Origin of the sequence: Pseudomonas sp. MPDS, from assembly GCF_013283895.1 — a bacterium.
In the GTDB taxonomy this organism is placed as follows: domain Bacteria; phylum Pseudomonadota; class Gammaproteobacteria; order Pseudomonadales; family Pseudomonadaceae; genus Aquipseudomonas; species Aquipseudomonas rhizophila.
In genome coordinates this window covers 1,008,526-1,027,233 of sequence record NZ_CP054128.1, presented here as the reverse complement: position 1 = coordinate 1,027,233, position 18,708 = coordinate 1,008,526, and the positions used below count along the sequence as shown (strand labels likewise).

Annotated in this window: 15 protein-coding genes and 1 pseudogene; 4 read left to right on the top strand and 12 right to left on the bottom strand. The window is 62.9% G+C overall.

Features of this window, described 5'->3' with window-relative positions; translation table 11 throughout:
* The 4 genes from HQ912_RS04495 to HQ912_RS04480 are packed head-to-tail and all read right to left on the bottom strand — an operon-like array spanning position 1 to position 7,743.
* Positions 1-4,569, bottom strand: a complete 4,569-nt coding sequence (locus tag HQ912_RS04495) for an alpha-2-macroglobulin family protein (RefSeq protein ID WP_173407510.1) — start codon at positions 4,567-4,569, stop codon at positions 1-3.
* Positions 4,566-5,225 (bottom strand): DUF1175 domain-containing protein, encoded by a 660-nt coding sequence (locus tag HQ912_RS04490; protein WP_047229730.1) that lies wholly within the window; start codon positions 5,223-5,225, stop codon positions 4,566-4,568. The genes HQ912_RS04495 and HQ912_RS04490 overlap by 4 nt, the downstream gene beginning before the upstream one ends.
* A complete protein-coding gene (locus tag HQ912_RS04485) occupies positions 5,210-6,919 on the bottom strand; it encodes a DUF2138 domain-containing protein (protein WP_173406498.1) in 1,710 nt (569 codons plus the stop codon). The genes HQ912_RS04490 and HQ912_RS04485 overlap by 16 nt, the downstream gene beginning before the upstream one ends.
* A 35-nt stretch (positions 6,920-6,954) precedes the next feature.
* Complete coding sequence (locus HQ912_RS04480) at positions 6,955-7,743, bottom strand: YfaP family protein (RefSeq protein WP_047229732.1); 789 nt, start codon at positions 7,741-7,743, stop codon at positions 6,955-6,957.
* 497 nt (positions 7,744-8,240) lie between these two features.
* On the opposite strand from HQ912_RS04480, the gene HQ912_RS04475 reads away from it, so the two are divergent.
* The 4 genes and pseudogenes from HQ912_RS04475 (at position 8,241) to HQ912_RS04460 (ending at position 13,393) form a co-directional block, all read left to right on the top strand.
* Positions 8,241-8,483 carry an exodeoxyribonuclease VII small subunit gene (locus HQ912_RS04475; protein ID WP_047229733.1) on the top strand — a complete coding sequence of 81 codons (243 nt, stop codon included), beginning with the start codon at positions 8,241-8,243 and terminating at the stop codon, positions 8,481-8,483.
* The gene (gene ispA, locus HQ912_RS04470; protein WP_047229734.1) at positions 8,480-9,367 is read left to right on the top strand and encodes a (2E,6E)-farnesyl diphosphate synthase; all 888 of its coding nucleotides are present in this window, start codon (positions 8,480-8,482) and stop codon (positions 9,365-9,367) included. The genes HQ912_RS04475 and ispA overlap by 4 nt, the downstream gene beginning before the upstream one ends.
* A gap of 105 nt (positions 9,368-9,472) precedes the next feature.
* Positions 9,473-11,371: a 1-deoxy-D-xylulose-5-phosphate synthase gene (gene dxs, locus HQ912_RS04465; RefSeq protein WP_173406497.1), complete on the top strand. Its 1,899-nt coding sequence runs from the start codon at positions 9,473-9,475 to the stop codon at positions 11,369-11,371.
* A 148-nt stretch (positions 11,372-11,519) separates the two neighbouring features.
* Positions 11,520-13,393 (top strand): annotated as a pseudogene (locus HQ912_RS04460) (TonB-dependent receptor domain-containing protein).
* A gap of 137 nt (positions 13,394-13,530) precedes the next feature.
* On the opposite strand, the gene HQ912_RS04455 reads toward HQ912_RS04460, so the two are convergent.
* From HQ912_RS04455 to ribE, 8 genes are all read right to left on the bottom strand, one after another.
* Positions 13,531-14,328 carry a cobalamin-binding protein gene (locus tag HQ912_RS04455; protein WP_107321786.1) on the bottom strand — a complete coding sequence of 266 codons (798 nt, stop codon included), beginning with the start codon at positions 14,326-14,328 and terminating at the stop codon, positions 13,531-13,533.
* Entirely contained in the window at positions 14,328-14,747 is a 420-nt protein-coding gene (locus tag HQ912_RS04450) for a hypothetical protein (protein WP_047229737.1), read from the bottom strand. Before HQ912_RS04450 ends, HQ912_RS04455 begins: the two co-directional genes overlap by 1 nt.
* On the bottom strand, positions 14,744-15,361 hold the full coding sequence (gene ribA, locus HQ912_RS04445) for a GTP cyclohydrolase II (protein ID WP_047229738.1): 618 nt from the start codon (positions 15,359-15,361) through the stop codon (positions 14,744-14,746). The genes HQ912_RS04450 and ribA overlap by 4 nt, the downstream gene beginning before the upstream one ends.
* Positions 15,362-15,470: 109 nt before the next feature.
* Positions 15,471-16,229 (bottom strand): substrate-binding periplasmic protein, encoded by a 759-nt coding sequence (locus tag HQ912_RS04440; protein WP_076383461.1) that lies wholly within the window; start codon positions 16,227-16,229, stop codon positions 15,471-15,473.
* 11 nt (positions 16,230-16,240) lie between these two features.
* Complete coding sequence (locus HQ912_RS04435) at positions 16,241-16,744, bottom strand: phosphatidylglycerophosphatase A (protein ID WP_047229740.1); 504 nt, start codon at positions 16,742-16,744, stop codon at positions 16,241-16,243.
* Positions 16,741-17,706 carry a thiamine-phosphate kinase gene (gene thiL / locus HQ912_RS04430; protein WP_173406496.1) on the bottom strand — a complete coding sequence of 322 codons (966 nt, stop codon included), beginning with the start codon at positions 17,704-17,706 and terminating at the stop codon, positions 16,741-16,743. The genes HQ912_RS04435 and thiL overlap by 4 nt, the downstream gene beginning before the upstream one ends.
* 18 nt (positions 17,707-17,724) lie before the next feature.
* Complete coding sequence (nusB, locus tag HQ912_RS04425) at positions 17,725-18,225, bottom strand: transcription antitermination factor NusB (RefSeq protein ID WP_047229742.1); 501 nt, start codon at positions 18,223-18,225, stop codon at positions 17,725-17,727.
* Positions 18,222-18,698, bottom strand: coding sequence for a 6,7-dimethyl-8-ribityllumazine synthase (gene ribE, locus HQ912_RS04420; RefSeq protein WP_047229743.1), 477 nt, complete (start codon positions 18,696-18,698; stop codon positions 18,222-18,224). Before ribE ends, nusB begins: the two co-directional genes overlap by 4 nt.
* Positions 18,699-18,708 lie beyond the last annotated feature (10 nt).

Here is an 18,708-nt window from a genome sequence, read left to right as displayed (position 1 = left end):
TCAGTTGACCGTGACCTGACCGAGCGCAGGTTTCTGTTCCAGAGCCTGATGCTGCGGCGCATAGACCTGGGTGAAACGCACCGGCGGCAAGCTGAACTGGCCCTTATGGGAGAAGCGCACCAGATGCCGCAGGCGCAGCTCGCCACTCAGGGCGTCCAGCGGCACCGCGTAACCCATCTGACCCGGCTCGAAGCGCGCCTTCTCCAGGGAAGTCGGCTCACTGCCGGCCTTGCCCAGCAACTGGATGCCCCAGGTGGTGCGCTCCACATCGGCACCCGGCGGCAGCGGCACTTCGAGCATGCCGTAGCGCAGCGGCGTAGGCGCCTTGCTGTTGATGATCACTTCATCCAGATAAAGGCTGTCACTGGACAGCGGCTTGCTGCCCACGGCTTCGAGCTTGAAGGTGAAGGCCTCGTCGCCCGGTACCAGGCGGGACAAGCGCCGGGTAATGGTCACCGCCATCGGCGTCACGGGCGCTTGCTGGCTCTGGAAGCTCAGTGCCGCTTGCAGCGGGCGCTCCTCGGCGCCGCTTAAGGTCAGCAGGGTCGGTAGCTGCGCGCCCTGCCATTGCCAGTAGGTTTCACCGGTGGCGCCTTGCCGGGCCTTCCAGCCTTCGCCCGGGGTCAGGGCCACGGCGGGCGCGGCCTGCTCGATGCTGCGTTGCAGCCAGGTCAAGGCCAGGGCCCGTTCAAGGGTCGATTGCTGCGGCAGCAGACGTTCGAGCAATGCCTTGGCACGCGCCTGATCGAAGCTTTGCAGTGACAGGCTCAAGGCCTCGACGAACGGCTGGGAGCTGACGTCCAGTTGCTGTTGTGCGGCGTCGAGTTGCCGGCTGAAGGCCTCCGGCAGCGGCACCTTCACCTGCCTGGCGAGGGACGCCGTCAGCATGCGGGCGCTGGCCAAGCCCAGGGCCGAATCCGGCGCGCTCATGACCAGGCTGTCTTCGCCACTGTCCATCACGCTCGAATCGCCGCCCTCGCCGGCTTTCGCCAGGTCGTCCATCAAGCCGCTGAGCAAGGTGTTCACCGGCAGTTGCATCTGTTTGGCGAACGACAGGATCAGCGCACGCTGCAGCAACGGCGTATCGCCGGCCTGTTTGGCGTAGACCTCCAGCACCCGCTGCCAGTGCTCCGGCGGCAGGCTCAGGTCCAGGGCCTGGCTGGCGTGCCAGTCGGCGTAATAAGCGTAGGCCGTGAGGAACGCATCCGGTTCGCCAGCCTGGCCCCACCAGGTGAAGCTCGCCGCAGGCCCGGCCATTTGCACCAGGCGCAGGCGACTGTTTTGCATGATCAGCCGCAAGCGATCGCGAATCTGCGGGTTCGCCGCCAGGGTCGGGTAGGCGATGCTCAGCGGCAGCAGACGACTGGCAGTTTGCTCGACGCCGCCGTAGGGGTAGCTCAACAAGTCATCCAGGGCCGAACGGAACAGCGCTTGCGGGCTGTCGTCCAGGCGCAGGCGGATATCGCTGGCATCAAGCGGCAGGCTCAGCGGTGTGTCACCGCTCGCCACGTCAAGGCGCTGGCTCTGGGTGACTTGCCAACCGTTGCCAATGGCATTGAGTTGCACGGCCAGGGTGTCCTGGGTTTCGCCATTGACCTGCAACTGCACGTTCAAGTCGCCGTTGCTCAACTCCAGAGACGGTAGCGCCACATAGTTGATGCCGTGCTTCAGGTCCGCCACCACGCGCTGTTCAGTACCGGCGTAACGGATCAGCAGTTCGGCCTTCAACGGCTGTTCGGACTGGCTGAAAGCGAACAGGCCCATTTGCGGTTTGTCACCACTGCGGAACCGGGTCGGGCCGCTCCACTTCAGGTACAGCGGTTTCTCTGAACCGATGAATTGCTTTTTCTGCCCCACCTGACCGTCGTCGGCGATGGCCCTGGCGGTGATGCGCCAGCGAGTCAGGGAGTCCGGCATCTTGAAGGTGAAGCGGGCCTTGCCGTTGGCGTCGGTGACCAGCTCCGGTTGCCACGCGGCAGTGTCGACATCTTCACGACGAGGCCGCTCCAGCACTTTGACCCCGCGCTCGCTGCGGTTGGCCTTGCCCGGCGCGCCGGGGCTGCCCGGCAGGGCGACGTCGTAGCTGATGAACGACAGGCTGGCGCTGGTGCGCACGTTGTTGCGGCGCGGATGGTAGAAAAACTGATCGATGGTGGGCGCCACTTCCGGTTGCAGGGCGTAGATCATTTCATCCACGACACTGACGGTCAGGTGCGCCGGGATCGCCTTGCCGACGAACTGGGTGCTCAGGTCCACGGTCACCGTGTCGCCAGGCCGATAAGTGGCTTTGTCGGTAACGATGGCGACGTCGATCTGCGGCGCGACCACCTTGATACCGGCGTTCTGGAAGCTGTATTGGCCGCCCTTGGTGTACAGCACCGAGAAGGTCAGGTTTGGCGCAAAAGCGTCTTTCACCGGGATGCGCGCGCGGTATTGAGTGTCGCTGAGCTTTTCCATTTTCAGCCAGTCGCCGCCCTTGGACAGCAGCGCCGTGGCCTCGACCTTGTCCCGCTCCAGTGACAGCAGCGCATCGCTGACCGGCTCCGGGAAGGTGATCAGCGCCAGGGCTTCGTCACCGGCCTGATACTGGGCTTTGTCGAGGACGATCTCGACCGTGCCCGGCACGGCCTTGATACCTTCGCCGGTCACCGAATGGCCAGTGGCGCCAATGACTCGACCGTGGTCATCCTTGAGGGTCAGGTTGTAGGTGCCCGGACGCTCGAAGGTCAGGCTGAAGCCCTTGTCCTTGGCCGCCAGTTTGCCTTCGCCGGTGGTCTGGTCTTCCAGCCGCACCCAGGCGTAGCTGCCCGGCGTCACGGCGTTGCTTTGCGCGTTGCCACCCTCGTTGGTGTAGCTGAACGAGACGTTCTCGCCGGCGGCGCTGAAACGCTGGGGCGCGCTCAGGCGAAAGTTCGCCGCGCCACGGTCGATGAGAATTTCCTTGGTGGTCTTAACTCGATACGCCGCGCCATCGCTGGCAAACACAGTGAGCGTATAGCGACTCGGCTTGTCGGCGGCCGGCAGTTCGAGGGTGGCGCTGCCCTTGGCATCGGTGGTCACTTCGCTGCTGGTCAGCTCCACCGGGAATTGCCCCAGATATTGCAGCTCGTTATCCACCATCGACAGTTGCTGGGCCCGCAGGCTCAGGCTCACCTTGGCGTTGGCCACCGGTTTGCCGTCCGGGTACAGCAGCACGAGAGCGCCCTTGACCGGCTCGCCGGTGCGGTAATCCTGCTTGGCGAGGTTCAGCGCGATCTCGAAGTGTGGCTTGATGTATTCGGCCACGCGAAAGGCACTGCTGTAGAGCTGGTCCTTGTAGCCAAAGCGCAACTCATAACCACCGGCCACGGCGTTTTCCGGCAGCTGGAAACGGCCTTGGGTGCCGGCCTTGGAGTCCAGCTTCAGGGCCAGGGTCTGCAGCTCGGTGCCGGTGGCATCCAGCACGCTGACATTGACGTCGGCGGCCGTCGGCTGCACCGAGTCCCGGGCATTCTTGAATTCACGGCCGACGATTTTCAGCGACACCCAATCCCCCGGCCGATACAGCGGCCGGTCGGTGAAGGCGAACAGCTTGGTGTCGTAGATTTCGCTGTCGTAGTAGAAGTTTTCCGAGACGAATACCCCGCCCTCCTCGTCCTCGCCGATGACAAACGAACGCTCCGGGCTGACGTGCTTGAGGCGCAGCAAGCCGTCTTCATCGGTGGCGCCGCTGCTCATCACGCCCAGGCCGTCGGTCCACAGCACGTTGACCTTGGGCACCGAACGACCTTCGTGTTTACGCGCGGCCCAGACCAGCAGCTCGTCCCCGGCGATCTTGCTCACCGCTACGGTGTTGGAGACAAACACCATGGTGGTGGCCCGGTATTTCCCGATCAGTGCTTCCACCAGATACAGCCCCGGTTTCAACTGGCCCAGCGGCACGTAGACGTTGCCTGGCGCGACGCTGATGAATTCACTCGACGAACCCGCCAGGTTGACCCCCGCTGGCGGTTGGATCGGCTTGGCCTGCCAGAGCGGATAACGGAACTGGCTGACCACCGGCAAACCCGGAATCAGGGCGAACTGTGGTTGCGCGTCGTACGGCGTCGGCGCGGCGATGGCGCTGCCCATTTTCAGTTCCGGCACTTGCTCGGTGACTTGCTGACGCGACTCGTAGGAAAACGCCCGCTGCATCACCCGACGGGATTTGCGGTACCAATTGTCCCACAGGTACGCCAGGGTGTTCGACAGCCCTTCGCCCTTGAACTGGCCGTCGCTGACCACCCGGTGCAGGTTCTTCTGGCGCTTGAGGAAATCCAGCGGTTTTTCGATGCGATAAACGCGGATATCGGCACCGCCGTACGGCTCCATGCGGAATTTCCGATAGTCGCGCCCCGGCGCTTCGAGGCGGACCATGGCTTGCTCGTCACTGGCAAAACTGCTGTCGGCCAGCAGGAAGAAGCTTTCACCGGCCAACGGTGTGTAGCCGCTGGGCTGCACAGTGTCTTCGGCATGAACGATCGGCGCCAGCAACAGGGCCAACAGCAGGGGCAATTTTGAACACAAGCGCAGCATGCGGGCACCGGTCATTGGGAGAGAAAGTTGAGTCGATAGACGCCGATGAAGTTGGGGTTGGCTGCGTCGGGTATCCATCGGGTGTCCTTCCAGTTCATGAGTTGCTGCAGGCTTGCGGAGCGCATGCCGTTGTCGGTTGGGGTGGTGGTGCCGGTGTGATAGGCGATGTTGCGGCCCATCCAGATCATCAGGTGCTGGTCATCGCCCTGATCGAAGAACATCAGATCGCCCGGACGGGCCTGGGTGACATCCCGGCTCACCAGATGGCTGTTGAACTGGATCAGCTTGATGGCGTTGACGTAGGGTCCGACCTTGCCGCCGCCCTGTTGCCACTGCTGGGCCAGACGTCGCTGGGCATCGCTCAGTTCAAGCTCTGGCGGCAGGTAGCGATTGGACAGGCCATTGCTGCGCAACCACTTCTGGTCGTGGACCTTCAGCGCTTCATTGGCCGCAAAGCGCACCAGCCCGGCGCAGTCCTGTTGGTACCAGCGCGGGCTCGGGCCTTTGGTCAGTTGTTCCTGGGCAATGCGCACGAACCAGGCACGAAAGACCTTCGATTGCTGCACATCCAGCGCGGGTGTCTGAGCGGCAAACGCCTGCCCGCCCAGCAGCAGCGCCAGCATCAATACCCATCCAGGGCGGCGGATCAACCCGGTCACAGCGCTTTCCATTCCAGTGGCAACCACTGCCAGTGGCCGTCCGGTTCGCTGCCTTCAGGCAACGTCAGGGCGTATTTGCCGTATCCGCCAAGGGTGCGCAGCTTCGGAATCAGGTAGGTTTGCGCGGCGTTGTAGAACACCGGTTCCATGTCCTGGGGCAAGCTGTCGAGGGTTTCGCGTTGCATCAGTTGCGCCATGGCATCCGGGCCGAAGTAGACCGGCATCAGCAGGTCCTTGGGCACCACGTCGGCCATGGGCGGGAAACGTTTGTCGAGGGTGCCGAGGGCCTTGTCTACCAGTTTGTCGTCGAAGGAAAACAACAGGGTCGAACCGTGCCGCGCCAGGCTGACTTGCATGAACGCCTTGCCGGTGATCGACTCGGGCTGCGCGGCGTCCTTGGCCGGGTAAGGGCCGAAGTTGGAGCTGACCTGGCGTTGCCAGCGGTGCATCGGGCCTTCCTGTGTCTCAACAACGGGAAACGCATGTTCGGCCACGTTGTTTTCGTAGGCGCCCACCATCGAACCGAACAGGTTGCCCAGGTCGGCATCGAGCTTGCCGCCGTCATCGTTCAGGTTCGCCACCAGCAGTGGAGTGTAAAGCCGCGAATCGGCGTACCAGCACAGCCCCGCCGCGCCGGCCATGTGCTCGATCATGGCCTGGGCCGCGTTGTCGTCGGCACCGAGTTTCACCAGCAATGGCTTCTGTTGTTCGGCGGCCAGGGGCAAAGCGACACAGGCGCTGGCGCCCATGGGCATGGCTTGCCAGATTGGCTTGAAGTCGAAGTCTGGCTGGTCTTCCAGCTCGTCCATGGCCAGGAAGCTGTGCCAGCCCTTGTCGTCCATGTCGAAACGCAACCCGGCGAAGTTCGGGATGAATCGCTGGTAGCCCATGGCGAGCACGCTGGCATTGACCGAGATGCGTTGCTTGACCTCAGGCGCCTTGGGCAGCAGGCCAAAGGCTTCGGGGAAGAGTTTTTCACCGGCCAGCAGCGCTTCGAGGGCCTGGGTCGAGACCATGCCGGGTTCGTCGGTGGGGCCACTTCCCAGGTCGTAGAGTCTGGTCGGATTGGACAACACCACCAGCTTGTCGCCATGGGAAGCGAATATCAGGGCTTTGCTGGCGTTATAGGTGAGTTGATAGACCGGCACCACGTCGCCGGCCACGTTCATCTCACCGAGCTGGCTGAGTTGCGAATCATCCAGCGCCACTTTTGCCAGCGGCTCCAGCACCTTGGCCAGGCCACCGCGATCCATCACCAGCAGAAAATCCTTGAGCCGCCCGTCGGCGCCGCGCCATAGCGCTACATCGGCCGGCTGGTCGAAAAGCTGCTCGATCAGGCTGTCCTGCAGTTTGAGATCATGCTCGTAGATGATCCGCCGCAGGCTGCCGATCAGCCCGAGGCGGTCGGCATGGGTTTCGTAATAGAAGACGAAATCCTCGGTGAGCGTGGCCTTGAGGAACGGCACCGCCAGCAAGTCCTTGGGCAACTGGCTCAGGGAGTGGGCCTCGAGCAGGCCGTCGGGGCGGCTCAGGCCGAGTTTTTCCAACGCCAGTTCCATGGGCGGTGCCTTGGGCTTGGTCATGAACCAACCCAGTCCGGCGGCGACACCGGCCACCAGGCACAGCCCGATCAGCAGCGCCGGCCAGCGGCGCACAGGTTTGGTGGCGGGGGCCGGCGCGGTCGGGGAAGCAGTGTTGTCGCTCATATTCACAAGGGCCTGTTCATCCGTGGAGCGGATACTTAGTAGTTGAAAGTCTTGACCAGCAACAGATCGCCGATGGCGCGCAGGGGCACGACAAAGGTTTCGCGTTTTTCATCGACGGTGTTTTCGTTGAGCACCAGGTTGATCTGCGAGGTGATCACCTCGTTCTGGTTGCTGGTTTCTTCGAAGTTGTAGCCACCGTTGCTGTAGTTGCCCCAGTAGTTCACGTAGACCAGGTAGGTACCGTGCATCGGCGCGGTCATGGTGAACATCTCAGGGCCAGGGCCATCGACGCCATCGGGGTCGAGGCCGCCGCCGTTGCTCAGCGCCGGCCGGCCGAAGAACGCATGCTGGCCGTCGGGGGTGACGATGTGCAGGTCCAGCTCGGCCTTGGGATCGTCCCAGCCCAGCACCACGCGGATCTGCGCCGGGGTTCGCTGATTGTTGGCTTCATAGAACTGCACGCGCTTGAGGGACTGGCCTGCGGAACTGCGTACCTCGACGCTGTTGGAGCCAGCACCAAAGGCATACGGGCGGGCGAAACGCCCTTCATCGTCGGTATAGAGATTCAGTGGATTGCCGTTGACGGCCAGGCTGTGGGGCGCCCGGGCCGTGCCCATGGCCTTGAGCCGACCCTCGATCATCGTGCGATTGCGCTGCACGCCGCGGTCGATGGGCGGCGTGGGATAGGCCACGCGTGGGTTTTCAGTGCGATCGAGCAAGCCGCTGTAGCGCCAGCCGCCCACCGGTTCCGACAGCTCGGCGGCAGGCTCGGCCCACGCCAGTGGCGCGCCCGCCAGCACGATCAACAATGAAAGAAAACGCATGTCTGCCTCCTGCCATGCATGACCCAACCCGGCGCCCTTCCTCGGCGCTGCCTGTCATTATTCGGGTTACGTCTGAAGGCCCCGCCACAAGGGGCCCGTAGATGCGGCGAAGGTTAGCGATTCGGCGGATTATTCACAATCAGGGAACGCGCGAATCTGTGTGGGAAATCACGTACTGAGGGGGGCGTGAGCCGATTAGCGCGGCTATTCGGCTCACGAAATGAGCCGAATACGGAAACTGACGTAGCTTCGGAGGTAATCCCGTTGCCTCTATTGGCGCTGGCGAAGCCTGCGATCTTTTAACTTTCGCTCAAGATTCAATTGGCAGGGGGAAGATCGCAGCCTCGTTGCACTCGACAGTTCCTACAAGTCCAGCAGGAGCTTGCCCCTTACCAAAAAGCAGTGTTTCACAGACCGCGCAGGTCCTGCTCTGATTGCCCCAATACCCCATGTCTGCTAGTGTCGCGCCCGTTTAACAGTCAACCGGAATCGCCGCCATGGCCCGCAAAAAAGCTGCACTGGACTTCGAACAATCTCTGGCCGACCTGCAAACGCTGGTCGAGCGGCTGGAGAACGGCGAGTTGTCGCTGGAAGACTCGCTGACCGCCTTCGAGCAGGGTATCGGCTTGACTCGCGACTGCCAGGCGGCGCTGGCCCAGGCCGAGCAAAAGGTACAACTGTTGCTCGAACGCGATGGTGAGCTGACCGAAGAGCCTTTCGACGCGGACCAGCCTGAATGATCGGCGCTTATCAGGCCGGCAGTCAGGCCCGGGTCAACGCGGCACTGGACACCCTGTTCACCGCCCCAAGCCCTGAGCTGGCGCGGCTGTACGAGGCCATGCGCTACAGCGTGATGAACGGCGGCAAGCGCGTGCGTCCGCTGCTGGCCTACGCGGCGTGCGAAGCCTTGGGCGGTGCGCCTGAACAGGCCAACGGCGCGGCCTGCGCCGTGGAGCTGATCCACGCGTATTCGCTGGTCCATGATGATTTACCGGCCATGGACGACGACGATTTGCGTCGCGGCCAACCCACCACCCACAAGAAATTCGACGAAGCCTGCGCGATCCTGGCCGGTGACGGCTTGCAGAGCCTGGCGTTCAGCGCCCTGCTGGAGCCGACGCTGAACGATTGCCCGGCGCAGATTCGCTTGGACATGGTCAGCGCCCTGGCGCTGGCGGCAGGCCCGGCCGGAATGGTCGGCGGCCAGGCCATCGACCTCGGTTCGGTGGGCCTCAAGCTGGATCAGAGCGCGCTGGAATACATGCATCGGCACAAGACCGGCGCCTTGATCGAGGCCAGCGTCAAACTCGGTGCCCTGGCCAGCGGTCGGGCCACGCCTGACCAATTGCAAGCCTTGCAGACCTACGCCCGGGCCATTGGCCTGGCGTTCCAGGTGCAGGACGACATCCTTGACGTCGAAAGCGATACCCAGACCCTGGGCAAACGCCAGGGCGCCGATATCGCTCGCGACAAACCGACCTACCCGGCCCTGCTCGGCCTCGACGCTGCCAAGGCCTATGCCCTGGAGTTGCGCGACCAGGCCTTGAGCGCGCTGCGACCCTTTGACGCGGCGGCCGAGCCGTTGCGCGAGCTGGCCCGATATATCGTCGAACGCCGTAGCTGATACGGGGTCAGACTGCGTATCGGCCAAGTTCCGGCCTACGCGTGGGCAGCTTGCGATGCATAAGGTAAACTGCCGCCTCTTTCTATACCTATAACGATTCGCCTGATGCCCACGACGTTTCAAGAGATTCCCCGCAAACGCCCGACCACGCCGCTGCTGGACCGCGCCAACACGCCGGACGGCTTGCGTCGCCTGGGTGAAGCCGAGCTGGAAACCCTGGCCGATGAGTTGCGCCTGGAGCTGCTCTACACGGTCGGCCAGACCGGTGGCCACTTTGGCGCCGGCCTTGGCGTCATCGAGCTGACGATCGCGCTGCATTACGTATTCGACACCCCGGACGACCGGCTGGTGTGGGACGTCGGTCATCAGGCCTATCCGCACAAAATCCTCACCGGCCGTCGCGAGCGCATGGGCACGCTGCGCCAGAAGGACGGCGTGGCAGCATTCCCGCGGCGCTCCGAGAGCGAGTACGACACCTTTGGTGTCGGCCATTCCAGCACCTCCATCAGCGCCGCCCTGGGCATGGCGATTGCCGCCCGTCTGCAAAACAGCGAGCGCAAGGCGATTGCCGTGATCGGTGATGGCGCTCTGACGGCAGGCATGGCTTTCGAGGCGCTGAACCACGCACCGGAAGTCAACGCCAACATGCTGGTGATCCTCAACGATAACGACATGTCGATCTCGCGCAACGTCGGCGGGTTGTCCAACTACCTGGCGAAGATTCTTTCCAGCCGCACCTACGCCAGCATGCGTGAAGGCAGTAAAAAGGTGCTCTCACGCCTGCCAGGCGCCTGGGAAATCGCCCGCCGCACCGAGGAATACGCCAAGGGCATGCTGGTGCCCGGTACGCTGTTCGAGGAGCTGGGCTGGAACTACATCGGCCCCATCGACGGCCATGATCTGCCCACTCTGATCGCCACCCTGCGCAACATGCGCGATCTCAAAGGCCCGCAGTTCCTGCATGTGGTCACCAAGAAAGGCAAAGGCTTCGCCCCGGCGGAAGTCGACCCGATCGGTTACCACGCCATCACCAAGCTTGAGCCGGTGGACGCCCCGGCCACCGCCCCGAAGAAGGCCAGCGGACCGAAGTATTCCGCGGTGTTCGGCCAATGGCTGTGCGACATGGCCGCCGCCGACCCACGCCTGGTGGGCATTACCCCGGCGATGAAGGAAGGCTCGGACCTGGTGGCCTTCAGCGAGCGCTACCCGCAGCGCTACTTCGACGTGGCGATTGCCGAGCAGCACGCTGTCACCCTCGCCGCCGGCATGGCGTGTGAAGGCGCAAAACCGGTGGTGGCGATTTATTCGACCTTCCTGCAACGCGGCTACGACCAGCTTGTTCATGACGTCGCGGTGCAGAACCTCGATGTGCTGTTCGCCATCGACCGTGCAGGTTTGGTAGGCGAAGACGGCCCGACCCACGCCGGCAGCTTCGATCTTTCGTTCCTGCGCTGCATCCCCGGCATGTTGCTGATGACGCCGAGCGATGAAAACGAGTTGCGCAAAATGCTCACCACCGGGCACCTGTTCAATGGCCCGGCGGCGGTGCGCTACCCTCGCGGCAGCGGCCCGAACGCGACCATTGATGCTGATCTTGAGCCGATCGAAATCGGCAAGGGCGTGATTCGCCGCCAGGGCAAGCAGACCGCCCTGCTGGTGTTTGGCGTGCAACTGGCCGAGGCCTTGAAGGTCGCCGAAACCCTGGACGCCACCGTGGTGGACATGCGCTTCGTCAAACCCCTGGACGAAACCCTGGTGCGCGAGATGGCCGGCAGTCACGAACTGCTGGTGACCGTCGAGGAAAACGCCATCATGGGCGGCGCCGGAGCGGCGGTCAGCGAGTTCCTGGCCCGGGAAAACATCCTCAAGTCGGTGCTGCACCTGGGCCTGCCGGACATCTACGTCGAACACGCCAAACCGGCGCAGATGCTGGCTGAATGCGGGCTGGACGAGGCCGGGATCGAAGCGGCCGTGCGCCAGCGGTTGCAGGTGCTGGGCCGGTAAATCTTCAGACCACACAAATCCCTTGTGGGAGCGAGCCTGCTCGCGATAGCGGTGCGTCAGTCAATATAGATGTCGACTGGTCTTACGCCATCGCGAGCAGGCTCGCTCCCACAGGGGTATGCGTGGAGCCATATTTCTCGGAACACCCATGAAACTGCGCCTCGCCCTGACCTTCTCACTGCTACCAACCACCGAGCTGCTGGCCGACACCTTCGAACGCGACCAGGCCCTCAAGCTCCCCGACGTGGTCATCAGCGCCAATCGCCAGGTCGAGGCCCGCAACGACAGTAGCGCCGCCAACACGGTATTCACCCGTGACGACATCGAACGCCTGCAACCGGCCAGCGTGACCGACCTGCTCAGCCGTGTGCCGGGGGTTCAGGTGGCGCCGCTGGGCGGGCGTGGCAGCCTGCCGGGGATTTACATTCGCGGCACCAAATCGGCCCAGAGCCTGGTGCTGGTGGACGGCCAGCGCATCGGCAACTCCACCTCCGGCGACAGCAACTTGCAACGCCTGAACATCAACCAGATCGAACGGGTGGAAGTGCTGCGCGGTTCGCGCTCAGTGATCTACGGCGCCGACGCGGTGGGCGGGGTGATCCAGATCTTCACCCGTCGCGGTAACGAACAAGGCCTGCAACCGCGCTTGCACCTGGGTTTCGGCAGCCACCAGACCTGGGAGCGCAGCCTGGGCCTGTCCGGCGGTGATGATCGAACACGCTTCAGCCTCGGCGCCAGCCTGGATGAAAGCGATGGGACCAATCGCACCCATGAGTCCTACGCCAGCGACCGTGACCTTGATGCCAACCGCAACCAGTCCTTGAGCCTGAGCTTGAGTCATGAGCTCAACGCTGACCTGGAAGTGGGCCTGAACCTGCTGGATAACCGCGGCAAAAGCGAATACGACAACCCGTTCGGCCGCTTCGACCCGAACACCTTCGAGTCGTTGCCCCAGCAGCCCTACAGTGAATTTGCGGTGAGCAGTTTCAGCACTTATGTCGATGGGCGCATAAACGACGCGTGGAAATCGCGCCTGGAACTGGGCCACAGCGAAAACCGTGAAAAAACCTTCGACAAGCTCAGCGATGTCCGGGAAGTGTTCAACACCTACCGCGACTCGCTGACCTGGCAGAACGATGTAACGCTGGACGATCGCAACAGCCTGATTGTCGGTGGTGATTGGTATGAGGATCGGATCAACAGCAGCACGCCGTATGACGAAGACAGCCGCTGGAACCGTGCGGCGTTTATCCAGCATCGTTTCCGGGGCGAAACGTTCTCCACCGAACTGGGCGTGCGCCGCGACCAGAACCAGCAATTCGGCGCCCAGAATAGTTGGAGCGGCACGTTCACCCTGCCGGTGAATCCGGACAATGATGTACTGCTGACCTACAGCGAAAGCTTCCGCGCACCGACCTTCAACGACCTGTACTACCCGGACTTCAGTAACCCGGACCTTGCGCCCGAAACCGCCAAAAGCTACGAACTGCAATGGCGCAGCCAACTGAGCGACAGCGCCCGCCTGGAGACTTCGCTGTACCGCACCGACCTGGAAGACGCGATTATTTTCGGCAGCAACTCACGCCCACAAAACGTCGCCTCGGCACGAATCAACGGTTTCGAAGCAGCCCTGAGCCAGGAGTTATTCGGCTGGCAGGGCAATTTGGGCCTGGCCATCATCGACCCACGGGACCGCGACAGCGGCCACACCCTGGCCCGCCGCGCCCGCCGGACCTTGAGCCTGGACCTGGACCGCCAGTTTGACCGCTTGAGCCTGGGCGCCACCTGGCAAGCGGTGAGCAGCAGCTACGACGATGAGAACAACCGCAATGCCCTGGGCGGATACGCCCTGCGCGCGGCAGTTGGACGTTGAACCGCGAGGTGAAGCTGGAGATGAAGGTCGATAACCTGCTGGACAAGGGCTACAGCCGGGCGCTGTATAGCCATGAAGGTGGGCAGTATGGGTATCGTGAGGAAGGCCGGGCCTGGTTGTTTGGGGTAACCTGGACGCCGGCGCTCTGATCCAGAGATTGTGGTGCCGGGACTGACCTCATCGCGAGCAGGCTCGCTCCCACAATTTGATCCGATGTGAGTACAAAATCAGCGGTGCCACAAATCCCTGTGGGAACGAGCCTGCTCGCGATTGGGAGCACCGCGGTTTATCTGTCCGGCGCAATTAGCCCGCACAACCGCGCCGTCGCCTCGATCATCTGCCCACTGGGTCGCTCCAGCCCCTTGTCACTGACCAACAGCAGCCGCCCCTGCGCCACCGCCGCCAGCTGCGGCCAGGCTTTCCACGCGTCGAGCTGGGCCTGGTCCGTGGCCAGGATGATCTGCGGATTGCGCTGCAACACTGACTCCACACTCACCTGCGGCGCCGGCAAGGTCAGGTCGGCAAACACATTGCGCGCCCCGCAAACCGCCAGCGCATCACTGATGATCTGCTCGCCGCCAACGGTGTACAGCGGCCGGTCCCAGACCTGATAGAACACCGGCAACGGCGTGTCGCGCCGGTAGCGCTGACGCAACGCCTCAAGACGCCCGCGCAACTGCGCCGCTCGCTCCACGCCCCGTTCCGGGCGGCCGAGTTGCGTGGCGATGGCTTCGATTTGGGTGATGAGCTGGTCGAGACTGTGGGGTTCGGCGACGTAGACAGGAATCTTCAATCCCTTGAGCTGCCGGCGCTGGGCGTGGCCGACACTGCCGGGCCAGAGCAGGAGTAGATCGGGCCTGAGACTGAGCAAGCGCTCCATGTCCAATTGCCCATAACGCCCCACAGAAGGCAGGTCTTTCAACGCCAAGGGCCGATCGCCGCCATCCAACACGCCCACCAGCAGATCGGCGGAGTCCAGTTCAACCACGATTTCAGACAGGGACGGAGCCAGGCTGACCACACGCTGGGCCGCCACCGTCGAGGCGCTGACGGCCAACAGCAGGACCGCCAGCCAGCGGATCATCAACCGAGCTGACGCGGGATGCGATACAGGTAGAACAAGACCGTCGTGGACAATGCCAGCAGCATCAACGGCACCGCTTCCAGGCCCACGAACACCGCCAGGGCGCCGATCCAGGCCGGCAGGCCAGCAGCGAGAAAGGCCACACGCCGCCGGGCCGCCAAGGCGATCCAGGCTTGAGGCTCTTCGGGGGTGTCGAGGGCTTTTTGGGTGGCGATCAAAGCGTGTTTGTAAGCGCCAAAGAAGCGCAGGCTGACGAACATGGAGGCCACGCCAGCGATAAACAGCGGCATCGCCAGCACCGGCAGAATCGCTTCGCCCTGGCCGAATACCGCGTTGATCACGAACAGCGGCAGCAAGGCCAGCGCCAGGTATTGCCACCAACTGACGGACAGTCGCCGCCGAACCTGACCGCGCGTCACGCCCGATCAACCTCGCCCTGGTGCTCGTTGCCCATCATGTGGTCGAGCTTGCTGGCCTTGGTCGCCAGGTAAAGCTTGTTGTGGGGGTTGTGCCCGGTGTGCAGTGGCACGCGTTCGGCCACCACGATGCCCATATCGGACATCGCCTTGACCTTGCGCGGGTTGTTGGTCATCAAGCGCAGCGACTTGACGCCCAGATGCTCGAGCATCGGCAGGCAGATGCTGTAGTCACGCAGGTCGGCCGCAAACCCCAGGCGCTCGTTGGCTTCGACCGTGTCGGCGCCGCCATCTTGCAGCTCATAGGCGCGAATCTTGTTCAGCAGGCCAATGCCGCGGCCTTCCTGGCGCAAGTAAAGCAGCACGCCACGCCCTTCGCGGGCAATGGCCCGCAGCGCGGCCTCAAGTTGCGAGCCGCAATCACAGCGCTGGCTGAACAAGGCATCGCCCGTCAGGCATTCAGAGTGCAGGCGGCCCAGTACCGGGGCACCGTCGGCGAAATCACCCAGGCTCAGCACGACGTGCTCGCGGCCAGTGGCTTCATCGAGAAAACCATGCATGGTGAATTGCGCAAAAGGCGTTGGCAGCTTGGAAGCGGCAACAAAAACGACAGGCACCGGTGTGCTCCTGATCTATTACTGGAGATTCGCAGAGGCGGGCATTGTAACAGCACGTCCCGACCGACGCTCAGGCTGAATTATCGGCCATAAACATCGAAAAGATTGATTACGGCTTTGGTGGCCTGCCGTGCTCGTCGAAGGGATAGGGTTGTTTCCAGCGTGCAAAAATCGGCTTCAGTCGACCGTTCTTCACCAGCTCAGCCATGCGCCGGTCAAACAGGCCCCGTAGCACCCGACCGTTTTCGGTGTTGGCAAACCCCAGATAGAGCGGCAGATTGATCAGCGGCGAAAGTTTGAATTGCTGTGGGTTCTCGGCCTTGGCAAGTACGTTCTCGATTTCCATCAACGCATCGATATAAAAATCGGCGCGATCATGGACCAGCATCGGCAGGATGCCCACAGCACGGTGAATTTCGTTGAATTTGCGGATGTTAGGCAGGTAGCTGTCGTATTCGTAGCCACGCATCCACACCAGCCGATAGTTGCCGACCGTTGCCAATGTAGGAGACGGTTTGGAGGCCAGCCCCAAGGCGTAGATGTGATCGACATCGTAGTGCCATTGAGGATAAAGCACCCCCTCCGACTCATCGAGATAAGCGCCCACCTGCACATCGACCTCACCGCGCTGCACCAGCCCGATTGAACGGGTGTACGGCACGCTGCGGGTTTCCAGCCTCACGCCTGCGGGCTCGAACACTTCACGCAAGATGTCCCACGCCATGCCCTTGCCATCAGCCTGGGAGTAATCCGCCCATTCCTCGCTGGCCGCGCGCACCTTGTCGGGCAGTGCCGTCGGCTCGGCCGCCCGCGCGCCGAAGCAGCCCACCAGACACAACAGCAGTAAGAGTGCGCGGCTTGCGCCCATGCCTGAATCCCTCAGGAGAAACACCACACCAATCCTTGCATCGCCAGCCAGGCGAAGACACCGGCCAATACATCGTCAAGCATGATGCCTACGCCTCCATGCACCTTGCGGTCGATCCAGCGGATCGGCCATGGCTTGAGGATATCGAAGAAGCGGAACATCAGAAAACCCGCCAACAGCCAATACCACCCTTCAGGCACCAGCCACAGGGTAATCCACATGCCGACCATTTCGTCCCAGACGATGCCCTCATGATCGTGCACCCGCAGGTCATCCGCCACCTTGCCGCACAGCCAGAAGCCGAACAGCATGGTGATGCCGAGCATCAGCCAGTAGCCCCAGTCCGGCAACATCTGCCACAACGGTATAAAGGGTAGCGCAACCAGCGAGCCCCAGGTGCCCGGAGCTTTAGGTAAAGTGCCCGAACCGAAGCCGAACGCCAGGAAATGCCAGGGATTACGCCAGACCGAGGGCGGAACGAATTCCGCCGGGACCTGGTTGGGATGATCTGTCACGGTGTCTCCCGAAAATGTTGATAGCCCCGGATTTGCGGGGTGATGTCGTGTCCATCGCTGTCGAGCAGCGCAACACCTTGCCCGGCCACCACGCGACCGATCACATGGATCGGCCAGCCCTCGGCCTGCAACGCCATCAGTCGGACAGATGGCAAGGTGAATAGCAACACGTAATCGTCACCACCGCTCAACGCGGCGTGCGCGGCATTCGCTCGGCCCAGGAACGCTACCAAAGCCTTGGACAATGGCAGGCGGTCACGTTCAACGTGTAACGCCACACCTGACGCCAGGGCGATATGCCCGCAATCGGCCAGCAGGCCATCAGAGATATCCATCGCCGCGCCAGCCTTGCCCCGCAGCGCCAGGCCGAGGTCGATTTGCGGGCGTGGCGACCAATAATGCGCCAGCAGCGGCTCGGCGATATCAGGTTCGGCGGTGCGCTGCCCCAGCACGAGCGGCAATGCGCCAGCGCCATTGCCCAACTCGCCACCGACACATAGCCAATCACCGGGCTGCGCGCCGCCGCGAGTCAGGGCCTGGCCGCACGGCACGCGACCGAACACCGTCAGGGTCATGCTCAGCGGCCCACGTGTCGTGTCACCGCCCACCAGCGCGACATCACACGCCTGGGCCATCTGGTTCAAACCACGGGCATAGCCTTGCAACCAATCGGCGGTCACCGTCGGCAAGGTCAGGGCCAGGGTAAATGCAAAAGGAGTAGCGCCCATGGCGGCCAGGTCACTGACCGCCACGGCCAGCGAGCGCTGGCCGAGCAGGAACGGGTCGCAAGGGTCTGGAAAATGCACACCGGCCACAAGGGTATCGGTGGACACCGCCAACTGCTCCCCGGGTGGAACGGCCAGCAAGGCGCAGTCGTCGCCGATCCCGAGCGCAACGCCCTCGCCGCCCTGCGCACAAGACGCGGCGGCGAAGTAATGACGGATCAGCTCAAATTCGCCCATAGTCGCTGCAAACGCCGGTCAGCGCTTGAACGCCTTCACTTCAGCTTCACGCAGACGCGGGGCCAGCTTGTCGAGTACACCGTTGACGAACTTGTGCCCATCGGTGGACCCGAAGACTTTCGCCAGCTCGATCCCTTCGTTGATCACTACGCGGTACGGAACGTCGACGCGCTGCATCAGCTCCCAGGTGGACAAGCGCAACACGGCCAGTTCAACCGGGTCCAGCTCTTCGATGGTCAGGTCCAGGCAAGGAGCCAGGGCAATGTCGATTTCGGTCTTGTGGGCCGGGACGCCATGCAGGATCTCGCGGAAGTACGCGCCGTCAACGTCACTGAAATCGTTGTCGACCCGAAACTGCGCTTCGATCTCGTTCAGCGATTGCTTGGCCATGTGCCATTGATACAGCGCCTGGGTCGCGAGCTGACGGGCTTCGCGACGCTTGACGCTCTTCGAAGGCTTGCCGGCATCGGCTGGCTTGGGATCGCGCGGGTTGAAACGATCGCTTTCGTCGCTAATCACTTGGCCTCCAACTGCGCCAGCAGGCTGACCATTTCCAGGGCGGACAGGGCAGCTTCGGCGCCTTTGTTACCGGCCTTGGTGCCGGAACGTTCAATGGCTTGCTCGATGGAATCAACGGTCAGCACGCCGAAGGCGACCGGCACGCCGAATTCCATGGACACCTGGGCCAGGCCCTTGGTGCATTCGCCGGCCACGTATTCGAAGTGCGGAGTACCGCCACGAATGACCGCGCCCAGAGCGATGATCGCCGCATATTCGCCCTTTTGAGCGACTTTCTGCGCAACCAGCGGAATTTCGAAGGCGCCAGGCGCACGGATGATGGTGATGTCGCTTTCGCTCACGCCATGGCGAACCAGGGCATCGACCGCACCGCCAACCAGGCTCTCAACCACGAAGCTGTTGAAACGGCCCACTACCAGAGCGTAGCGGCCTTGAGGGGCGATGAAGGTACCTTCGATGGTCTTCAGGGTCATTCGTCAGATC

Coding starts and splice junctions, on each gene's coding strand:
- HQ912_RS04495 (WP_173407510.1), bottom strand. CDS start 4,569: ATGACCGGTGCCCGCATGCTGCGCTTGTGTTCAAAATTGCCCCTGCTG.
- HQ912_RS04490 (WP_047229730.1), bottom strand. CDS start 5,225: ATGGAAAGCGCTGTGACCGGGTTGATCCGCCGCCCTGGATGGGTATTG.
- HQ912_RS04485 (WP_173406498.1), bottom strand. CDS start 6,919: ATGAGCGACAACACTGCTTCCCCGACCGCGCCGGCCCCCGCCACCAAA.
- HQ912_RS04480 (WP_047229732.1), bottom strand. CDS start 7,743: ATGCGTTTTCTTTCATTGTTGATCGTGCTGGCGGGCGCGCCACTGGCG.
- HQ912_RS04475 (WP_047229733.1), top strand. CDS start 8,241: ATGGCCCGCAAAAAAGCTGCACTGGACTTCGAACAATCTCTGGCCGAC.
- ispA (WP_047229734.1), top strand. CDS start 8,480: ATGATCGGCGCTTATCAGGCCGGCAGTCAGGCCCGGGTCAACGCGGCA.
- dxs (WP_173406497.1), top strand. CDS start 9,473: ATGCCCACGACGTTTCAAGAGATTCCCCGCAAACGCCCGACCACGCCG.
- HQ912_RS04455 (WP_107321786.1), bottom strand. CDS start 14,328: ATGATCCGCTGGCTGGCGGTCCTGCTGTTGGCCGTCAGCGCCTCGACG.
- HQ912_RS04440 (WP_076383461.1), bottom strand. CDS start 16,229: ATGGGCGCAAGCCGCGCACTCTTACTGCTGTTGTGTCTGGTGGGCTGC.
- thiL (WP_173406496.1), bottom strand. CDS start 17,706: ATGGGCGAATTTGAGCTGATCCGTCATTACTTCGCCGCCGCGTCTTGT.
- ribE (WP_047229743.1), bottom strand. CDS start 18,698: ATGACCCTGAAGACCATCGAAGGTACCTTCATCGCCCCTCAAGGCCGC.